This is a genomic window from Stenotrophomonas sp., assembly GCF_032103445.1.
Classification (GTDB): domain Bacteria; phylum Pseudomonadota; class Gammaproteobacteria; order Xanthomonadales; family Xanthomonadaceae; genus Stenotrophomonas.
This window is the reverse complement of the sequence record NZ_DAMDFR010000100.1, coordinates 1-9639: the sequence shown is the minus strand read 5'-3', so window position 1 is coordinate 9639 and position 9639 is coordinate 1. Positions and strand designations below refer to the sequence as shown.

General features: G+C 65.7%; 5 protein-coding genes. 3 read left to right on the top strand and 2 right to left on the bottom strand.

Translation table 11 applies throughout. The annotated features are described in order from the left end of the window. The first annotated feature begins 422 nt into the window (after positions 1–422). Positions 423–1520 carry a Glu/Leu/Phe/Val dehydrogenase dimerization domain-containing protein gene (locus RT551_RS20285; RefSeq protein WP_313461857.1) on the top strand — a complete coding sequence of 366 codons (1098 nt, stop codon included), beginning with the start codon at positions 423–425 and terminating at the stop codon, positions 1518–1520. A 59-nt stretch (positions 1521–1579) separates the two neighbouring features. Here the strand turns inward: RT551_RS20285 and RT551_RS20280 are convergent, their stop codons facing one another. Continuing rightward, positions 1580–4465 carry a S8 family serine peptidase gene (locus RT551_RS20280; protein WP_313461855.1) on the bottom strand — a complete coding sequence of 962 codons (2886 nt, stop codon included), beginning with the start codon at positions 4463–4465 and terminating at the stop codon, positions 1580–1582. A 223-nt stretch (positions 4466–4688) separates the two neighbouring features. Beyond that, complete coding sequence (locus RT551_RS20275; RefSeq protein WP_313461853.1) at positions 4689–7538, bottom strand: S8 family serine peptidase; 2850 nt, start codon at positions 7536–7538, stop codon at positions 4689–4691. Positions 7539–7703: 165 nt separating this feature from the next. Between RT551_RS20275 and RT551_RS20270 the strand changes: the two genes are divergently transcribed. Then, a complete protein-coding gene (locus tag RT551_RS20270; protein ID WP_313461851.1) occupies positions 7704–8879 on the top strand; it encodes a thiolase family protein in 1176 nt (391 codons plus the stop codon). A gap of 124 nt (positions 8880–9003) precedes the next feature. Beyond that, positions 9004–9345 carry a hypothetical protein gene (locus tag RT551_RS20265; RefSeq protein ID WP_313461849.1) on the top strand — a complete coding sequence of 114 codons (342 nt, stop codon included), beginning with the start codon at positions 9004–9006 and terminating at the stop codon, positions 9343–9345. Positions 9346–9639 lie beyond the last annotated feature (294 nt).

Here is a 9639-nt window from a genome sequence, read left to right as displayed (position 1 = left end):
CAGCGCGGGCCGGGCCAGCCACCGGCGCAGGGCTGCGCAGATACAGCCAGCCACCCAGCGCGCAGGCCACGACCGCCGCCGCCAGCCCGACCATCACCGTCAGCATGTCGCCACCTGGCCTGTTGCGGCCCTCTGTGCACCCATCACATTTACTGCCTGCACCTGATCCACCCAGCCCCTGCCGGTGCCCACGCACCGTTGCCACGGCATCGGCGCGGCCGCTCACAACTTTAGAACTGCGTCACAGTTGCACCTGCGCCCGGGTGGCGGTCACTGTGACGGCAGCATCCATCGGAATGCTCTAGAATGCGACCGCGCGACCCGTCTCCTGCTACCGACGATGTCGCTTTTTTTGTTTTACGCCCATCCTTTTGCTGGTACGTTCGCCGGTGTTGACCGCCGTTCGCCCCATCGGAGTCGCCATGTTATTTGAAACCCTCGAAACCGCCGGTCACGAACAAGTGGTGTTCTGCCACAGCCGCGACGCCGGGCTGAGGGCGATCATCGCCATCCACAACACCACCCTGGGCCCTGCCTTGGGCGGCGTGCGCATGCGGCCTTATGCCAGCACTGACGAGGCGCTGGCCGATGCGCTGCGGTTGAGCCGCACCATGACCTACAAGAACGCGCTGGCGGGCTTGAACGTGGGCGGTGGCAAGGCGGTGATCATCGGCGACCCGCGCCAGGACAAGACCGAGGTGCTGTTCCGTGCCTTTGGCCGTTATGTGGATTCGCTCGGTGGGCGTTACATCACCGCCGAAGATGTCGGCACCGATGTCAACGACATGGAGAACATCTACCTGGAAAGCGAGTACGTCACCGGCGTGCACCAGGTCCATGGCGGCTCGGGCGATCCGGCTCCGTTCACCGCCTACGGCGCGCTGCAGGCGCTGATGGCCTGCCTGCAGCACAAGCTGGGGCATGAGGAAGTCGGCAAGACCAGCATCGCGGTGCAGGGCCTGGGCCACATCGGCATGGAGTTCGTGAAGCTGCTGCGTGACCGTGGGGCCAAGCTGTATGTCACTGATCTGAACAGCGCGCTGGTGGACCGTGCGGTCACCGAGTACGGGGCCGAAGCGGTGAAGCCGGACGAGATCTACGACGTCAACGCGGATGTGTTCGCACCGTGCGCGCTGGAAGGTGCGATCAACCCCGACACGCTGCCGCGTCTGAAGTGCAGAATCGTCTGCGGCACCGCCAACAACCAGCTGTCCAGCCTGGAGGTCGGCGATGAACTGCATGCGCGCGGCATCCTCTACGCGCCGGATTACGCGGTCAATGCCGGCGGCGTGATGAACGTCTCGCTGGAGATCGACGGTTACAACCGCGAGCGCGCCATGCGCCTGATCCGCAGCATCTATCACAACCTCGGGCGGATCTTTGCGCTGTCCGCGAGCGAAGGCATTGCCCCGCAGCGCGCCGCCGACCGGATTGCCGAGGCGCGCATTCTGTCGATCGGCAAGCTGAAGATGCCGCTGGGCCGCGCAACGCCCCGGCTGGGGACGCTGCGCGGCAGTTGAAACTGATGACGTAGAGCCGGGCTTGCCCGGCTCTACCTCGGCGTTCCGACGTTGGCGGGTCAGAACGCAGTCGCGAAGCGGAGTGCAACCTGGCTGAGGTCACCGCGCGGGCCGAATCGCTGGTCGTAACCGAACGACAGCTGGCTGTTGCGTCCCAGCCACGACTGCACCGATACGCCGAACAGACCGCCCGAACGCGCCGGTTCCAGCGCAGCCATTGGCGACCAGCTGTCCACTGCCATGAAGCTGGCCTGCGACTGCAGCCCATCGCTGGAGAGCAGCTGTTGCCACTCGGCATAGCCGCGCAGCGACCAGCCGCGCCAGCGCTGCTCGGCGCGCACGCCCGCGAGGGCCTGGCTGCGGGTAGACACGTTGTCCAGCGTGCGCAAGCCGAAGCCCATGCCGCCCTGCTCGTTGAAGCCATCCGTGCTGACCCGGGCGTAGTCGGCCCCCAGGTAAGGCGTCAGTGCCAGGCTGCCAGCCTGGAACCGATAACCCGATTCAATGCTGGCCGTACTGAACTGGCCGCCATAGCGCGTGTTGACCCCGTATGCGCTGGACCCCAGCAGCAGTTGGCGGTCGATTTCGCGCGTGTACTGGCCGCCCCCCAGCTGGGCCAGCGCATAACCGCCCTGCCCCAGCTGCCAGCCCGCATACAGCTGCGCCTGCGACTGGCGGTCATTGCCGCGATCGCTGCCCCAGCCGCGATTGCTGTGGTTGCGGGTTTCGCCAAAGGCGAAGCCCATCACCCCGTTCTGGCCCAGCGCCGTGTCCTGGCCGATCATCCAGCCACGGGTATCGCCGGCACTGCCGGCAAAGCTGCCCTGGCCGACCTCACCCAGCTGGCTCTGCCAGGCCCCTTGCAGACGCGGAGCGCTGCGCACGTCATCAAATCGCGACGACAACGCCCGTCGACTCATGTCGATGCTGTCGAAGGTCATCGCCGAGGCCAGCGAATGCGCCTGCCCGGAGAGGCTGTCCAGGCTGGCCTGCAGTGCACCGGCACCGGCCACCTGCTGCAGCTGTCCGGCTCCGTCGGCGAAGCTGGCCGGAATGATGCCGCCGGCATCGCGGTCCAGCAGCTCGAACGCCGATTCCACCCGGCCCGCGGTGCGCAGCGCGGCTCCAGTGACGTTGGCCTGCTGGCTGGCCAGGGTGACGTCGATGCGGTCGGTGGTGAGCACCACGCTGTTGGGGTCGTAGGACAACGAGGCCTCCAGCAGCGTGCCGGGCGTCAGGTTGTTGGTGATCCCGAAAAACGTACCGTTCACGCCCTGGTCGGCATGCAACACGGTCTGGGTGCGGCCATTGGCCGCAACATACCCGGGCACGATGCCGCCGATATGTACGTCGCCGCCCTCGATCGTCGCCGTGCCGGTGACGCTGAGCGCATTGGAGCCCAGCAACACCATCAGCCGTGCGCCCTCGCGGTGCAGGTAGTTGCCGTCGATGACGGCATTGGATGCCGCACTGGCCACGAGCATCATCGCACCGTTGTCGACGTTGCCCTTGACCCGGCTGCTACCCATGAACTGCAGCGCCGCGCCACTGGGGCTGCTGGTCTGCGGCACGATCACGACGTTGGAGGTGATCGATGCGCCGTTGTGCAACGCCAGCGTGCCGCGCTCGATGCGGGTGTCGCCGGTGTAGGTGTTGGTGCCTGAAAGACCCAGCGAGCCTGCACCCTGCTTGATCAGGCCGCCGCTGCCGGTAATGTTGTTGCTCCACACCGAACCCAAGCCGAGCGTGGGGTTGTTCACCGTTACGGTGCCCCAGTCGAACTTCGCCGGACCGTTGATCGCCTTTGCGATGTTGAGCAGACCATAACCAAAGGTGCTGTCCACGCCGGCCGCACCCAGGTCGGTGGCGGTGCCAAGCAGGGTCTGGCGGACCAGATCGTTGCTGAAGTACGGGTACTTCTGCCAGACCAGCGCAGCCGCACCGGACACCAGCGGCGCGGCAAACGAAGTGCCGTAGTTCCACAGATAGCTCGGCGTGGTGCCCGACGCGCCGGTGTAATCCGGATCCACGAACACCGCTGCACCGGGCGCAGCCAGGCAGTAGTTGGCCGCCACGCCACAGGCATTGGCATACGAGGCCAGCTTGCTGGGGTCGGTGGAGTCGACGGCAGTGACGCTGAGCCAGCCGCGCTCCAGATCAGCGGCCGGGCGGCTGCTGCCGGTGCCAGCCTGACTGGGCAATGCGGCCATGCTGGAGGGATTGGGTTTGGATTCATTGCCGGTGGCGAACACCACCAGGCCGCCGTTGCTGATGATGAACGGTCGATACTCGGCGGCAATCGCGGCGGTGGCCGACGCGTTGGTCCAGTAAAGGCCGCCCCACGAATTGTTCATGATCTTCACACCTTGGGCGTTCAGATCCTGATGGATCGGTGCCAGACCCAGCGCGCCGCTCACTTCGTTGCCGTTGCCGCTGCCGTCATCGGCCGGGGCCTTGTCGGCGATGATGCGCGCAGACACGATGCCCGCGCCCGGCGCGATGCCACCCGGCCACGAGCCCACCGCCTTGCCCGCTGCCAGTTCAGCCACCGACGTACCGTGGCCGACCACGTCATCGATGTTCAGGTTGTTGGCACCTGGGTCGACGTAGTTGTAGTTGGCCTTCACCCGCCCCGCCAGGGTGGGGTGGTTGCGCATGACACCCGAGTCGACCACACCAATGGTCAGGCCGGCACCGGTCAACCCGGCCGACTGGGCAGCGCCGGCCTGGGTGATGGTCAGGTGCGCGTTGATCGCCGGTTCCGCCGGGCGCGTCGGCGTCGGCGTCGGCGTTGTGGGCGTTGTGGGCGGTGTCGTCGGCGGAGTGGTAGGTGTGGTGGGCGTATCCACGCGCACGTTGCTGCCACCCCCGCCGCCACCGCATGCACTCAATGCCACGGCCAGTGCACTGACCAGAACCGCCCTGCGAATCACCACGTGTTTCATCCTTGTTCCCCACATAAATGAACGTCGCCTCTGGAGCACCGTCATCCCCGACGGCCACCTGCGACAGACTGCCGGACTGTTGCCGGATCAGGCGCGCAGTGTGCCCCGAAATGCCCCCTCTTCCAATGTCGGAGGTCGCAAAATGCCCATTCACGGTGAACGATGAACGAAAAAGGGCGCGAGATCATCGCGCCCTTCCCGTACTACACCCTTCGCTCATGGATCAGAACGCGGCGGAGTACCGCAGCCCCACCTGACGCAGGTCGCCGCGCGGCCCGAAGCGCTGGTCGTAACCAAAGGACAGCTGCGACTGGCGGGTCAGCCAGGAGGACACGGACACACCGAACACGCCACCGGAGCGGGTCGGCTGCAAGCCGGCCATGGGAGCCCAGACATCCACGCCGACGAAACTGGCGTCGAATCCCGCGCCGTCACTGGACAGGATCTGCTGCCATTCGGCGTACCCGCCGAACGACCAGTCACCGCGCTGCGCCTGCGCGCGCAGACCCGCCAGTGCCTGGCTGCGCTGGCTGCTGCTGCCATCGCTGCGCAGGCCGAAGCCGAAGCCCCCTGCTTCGCTGAACGCATTGCTGTCCACCCGTGCGTAGTCCGCCCCCAGGTACGGCGTCAGCGATGCGCGACGACCGCCGAAGCGATAGCCGGATTCGATGCTGGCGTTGCTGAAGCTGCCGCTATAGCGGGCGTTCACGCCGTACATCCCCGCGCCGAGCAGCAGCTGGCGATCAATCTCACGGGTGAACTGCCCCGCCCCGACCTGGCTCAATGCGTAGGCACTGCCGTTGCTCCATCCGGCGTACAGCTGCGCCTGCGACTGCCGGTCGCGACCGCTGTCGCTGCTCCAGGCCCGACCGCTGCTGCTGCGGGTTTCGCCGAAGGCAACGCCGACCACACCATTACTTCCCATGGCGGCGTCCTGGCCCATCATCCAACCCTGGGTCTGGAAGCCATTGCCGGCGAAACTGCCCTGCCCGGGCTCACCCAAGGCGCTGTGCCACGCTCCTCGCAGGCGCGGCGACGACGCCACCTCGTCGAACCGCGACGACAGCGCGCGGCGGTTCATGTCCAGGTTGTCGAACGTCATTGCAGTGGCCAGGCCATGTGCCTTGCCGGAGAGACTCTCCAGGCTGGCCTGGAGCGCGGCCGCCCCCTGCACCTGCTGAAGTTGCCCGGCACCGTCGGCAAAGCCTGGCGCGTCGATTGCGTTTCCGGAATCGAGTTCCTGGAACGCCAGCTCGACGCGGTTCGCTGAAGCTATGGAGGCACTGCTGAGTCCAGCCGATGACGCTGCCGCACTGACACTGACCCGGTCGATATTCAGCCACGCAGTGGTTGCATCGTAGGACAGCGTGGCCTCCAACAAAGTAATGCTGCCCACGTAACCATAATCCTCAAACTGCCCGGTCAGACCCTGCCCCGCCACAATCAGCGCCTGGCGCGAACCGTTCTGCGGCACGTAGCCACGCACTGCACGATCCAGGGTCACATGCCCCCCTCGCAGAAGCGCCGTTCCGGTCACCTGCAGTGCGGGGGCACCGAGCGCGGTGTAATAGAACGCGCTTTGGTTATGCGTGTAGTTGCCCTCGATGACGGCATTGGTCCCTGCTTCCAGCAGGTAGACACTGCCGCTGATGGCCACGTTCCCCTTGATTCGCGCCGAACCTCCACGGAACTGGAGCGCACCGTAAACATCATCCACGTTCGACGTCAGCGACGCGCCGTCAGTCAAGGCCAACGCACCTTGCAGAATGCGCGTCGTGCCGGTGTAGGTATTGGTGCCCGTCAGCACCAATGCGCCAGCGCCGTTTTTGGTCAATCCACCTTCGCCGCTGATGTCGTTGCTCCAGACGCTACCGGAGGACGACGCCGGCACGGTCACTACGGTGTTCCCCCAATCGAGCCGCGCCGGTCCATTGAGCGCCTTGGCTACATTCAGCAGGCCGTAGCCGAAGGTGGCGTCCACGCCCGCCTCTCCCAGGTCCGTGGCCGTCCCCAGCAGGGTCTGTCGCACGAGATCATTGGTGAAATAGGGATACTTCTCCCACACCAGAGCGGCCGCGCCGGAAACCAGCGGTGCGGCATACGAGGTACCGCCGCCGTAGTACAGCGTGGACGCGCTCCCGGTACTCTGCGGGTCAATGAACACAGCTTCGCCCGGAGCAGCGAGGCAATAACGTGCCGCGATACCGCAGGCGTTCGCGTAGCTCGACAGGCTATCGGGCTTGCTCGAATTGATTGCCGTCACAGCCAGCCAGCCCTGTTCAAGATCGGCAGCCGGCAGGGTGCCATTCGGTCCTGCCTGGCTGGGCAGCGCCGCCATATCCGAAGGATCAGGCTTGCTCTCGTTGCCAGTGGCAAACACCACGAGACCGCCGTTGCTCTTGATGAACGGACGATACTCGTCGGCAATCGACGCCGTGGCGGCGGGGTTGGTCCAGTACAGTCCTCCCCACGAGTTGTTCATGATCTTCACGCCACTCGCAATCAGGTCCTGGTGCACCTGAGCCAGGCCCAATGCGCCGTCCACCTCATTGCCTTCGCCCGAACCGTCATCAGCGGGAGCCTTGTCGGCAATGATGCGCGCCGACACGATGTGTGCCCCCGGCGCTACCCCTCCCGGCCAGTTACCCGCAGCCTGCCCGGCAGCAAGGGACGCGACCGTGGTGCCATGACCGACCACGTCGTCCTGGTTGAGATTGTTTGCCGCCGGGTCGACATAGCTGTAACTGGCGCGTACGCGGCCAGCCAGCGTCGGATGCGCGCGGTTGACGCCGGAATCGACAATACCGATTCGCACGCCGGTGCCAGTCAGGCCCTGTCGGTCGTTGGCATTGATCAATGCCAGATGGGCATTGACAGCCGGCTGGGGCACCGTGCCCGGCCCGGGCGTCACCGGTGGCGTCACGCCTGGCGGCGTGGGTGTGGTAACCGGCGTACCTCCACCGCCGGGGCCGTCCACGCGGACGTTTTCACCTCCGCTGCCCCCGCTGCATGCACTCAATGCGACCGCCAAGGCAGCCGCCAGCGCGGCCCTGCCCCCTGCAAACTGATTCATCCCTGTTCCCCCAGACGTTGATATGGCCGTCCGGTGCCGCCTACCCCGCAGACACCGGTGGTAAACCTCGACCCTCTATACTGGGTCTCCCCCGCAGTCTGACGGGAATCGTGGCTGCATCCAATGCCCCGGTTGCCAAAACGCCAACGCATCAACGAGATTGCCATGTCCAACATTGTCATCGCTGCAGCCAAACGCACCGCCATCGGTTCCTTCCTGGGTCAGTTCAACGGCGTGCCCGCGCCGACGCTGGGCGCGACCGCGATCCAGGCGGCGCTGGAACAGTCGGGCGTGCCTGCAGCAGACGTCACCGAAGTCATCATGGGCTGCGTGCTGCCGGCCAACCTGGGCCAGGCCCCGGCCCGCCAGGCCGCCATCGCCGCCGGCCTGCCGCTTTCCACCGGTGCCACCACGCTGAACAAGGTGTGCGGTTCGGGCATGAAGGCGATCATGCTCGGCCATGACCTGATCAAGGCCGGTTCGGCCAGCATCGTGGTCGCCGGCGGCATGGAGTCGATGTCCAATGCCCCGCACCTGCTGCCCAATTCGCGCACCGGCAACCGCTACGGCAACTTCCAGGCGGTCGATCACATGGCCTTCGACGGCCTCACCAACGCTTACGACGGCAACCCGATGGGAGTATTTGCCGAGTACGCGGTGGACAAGTTCCAGGTCAGCCGTGAAGACCAGGACGCGTATGCGATCGAATCGGTGCGTCGCGCCCAGGCCGCCCAGGCCAGTGGAGCCTTCGACGGCGAAATCGTCGCGGTGAAGGTCGCCGGCCGCAAGGGCGAGGTCGAGTATGCCCAGGACGAACAGCCGGGCCGCTCGGACATTGCCAAGATCCCGACCCTGCGCCCGGCCTTCAAGAAGGACGGCACGGTCACCGCCGCCAGTTCGTCCAGCATTTCCGACGGTGCAGCCGCTGTGGTCCTGCTGGCCGAAGACGACGCGGCCGCGCGTGGCCTGCAGCCGCTGGCGCGCATCGTCGCCCACGCCACCCATTCGCAGGAACCGGAGTGGTTCACCACCGCGCCGATCGGTGCCATCCACAAAGTGCTCGAGAAATCCGGCTGGTCCCTGGACCAGGTCGACCTGTTTGAAATCAACGAAGCGTTCGCCGTGGTGGCCATGGCCCCGATCCGCGAACTGGGCATTTCACACGACAAAGTCAACGTGAATGGTGGGGCCTGCGCACTGGGTCATCCCATCGGCGCATCGGGTGCCCGGCTGGTCGTTACCTTGGTCAATGCCTTGCGCAAGCGTGATGCAAAGCGCGGAATTGCCACCTTGTGCATCGGCGGCGGCGAAGCGACCGCCATCGCTATCGAATTGATTTAATTGAACTTAACTCGCATTTCGCAAAAATGAATGCGCGATCGCTTGACAGCCATTCGTGGCTTGTCATCATGTTGCCGGGCGCGCAATAGCGCGTTGCCTAATCTAACGACGAGGATTCACACTAATGAGCATCAACAAGCTGCTGATCGCGATGGCCCTGGGCCTGGCTCTGACCGCCTGCTCGAAGCAGGAACAGGCTGCTGACGCCGCCGCTTCGGCTGACGCCGCTGCTGCCGACGCCCAGGTCGCTGCCGACCAGGCCGCTGCTGCTGGCGCCGAAACCGCCCCGGCTGCCCAGGACGCCGCTGCTGCCGCCGCCACCGCTGCTGACGCTGCTGGCGCCGCTGCTACCGACGCTGCTGCTGCCACCACCGACGCTACGGCTGAAGCCGCTGCTGACGCTGCCAAGGCTGCTGAAGGCACCGCCGAGCAGGCCAAGGACGCTGCTGAAGAAGCCAAGAAGTAATCACTTCTTTCTTCAAGCAAGTCTGAAGAAGCCGCTGGTTCGCCAGCGGCTTTTTCTTTGGCTGCGATGTGCCCACCAACGGTGGGCACCTACCGGAATGCCCGGACGACCGGGTCTTCACGGGGGGATGAATAGGCTTTGCGTCCCCTCCGATGAAACAGGTGCGCGCCATGAAGCTCCGTTCAATCACCTCGACCCTGCTGGCCGCCTCCCTGCTGCTGGCCCTTGCGGCCTGCAAGGGCCCGGAAGCCGAACAGGCCCGCGACGACGCCGCGCAGGCCGCCGACAGCGCTG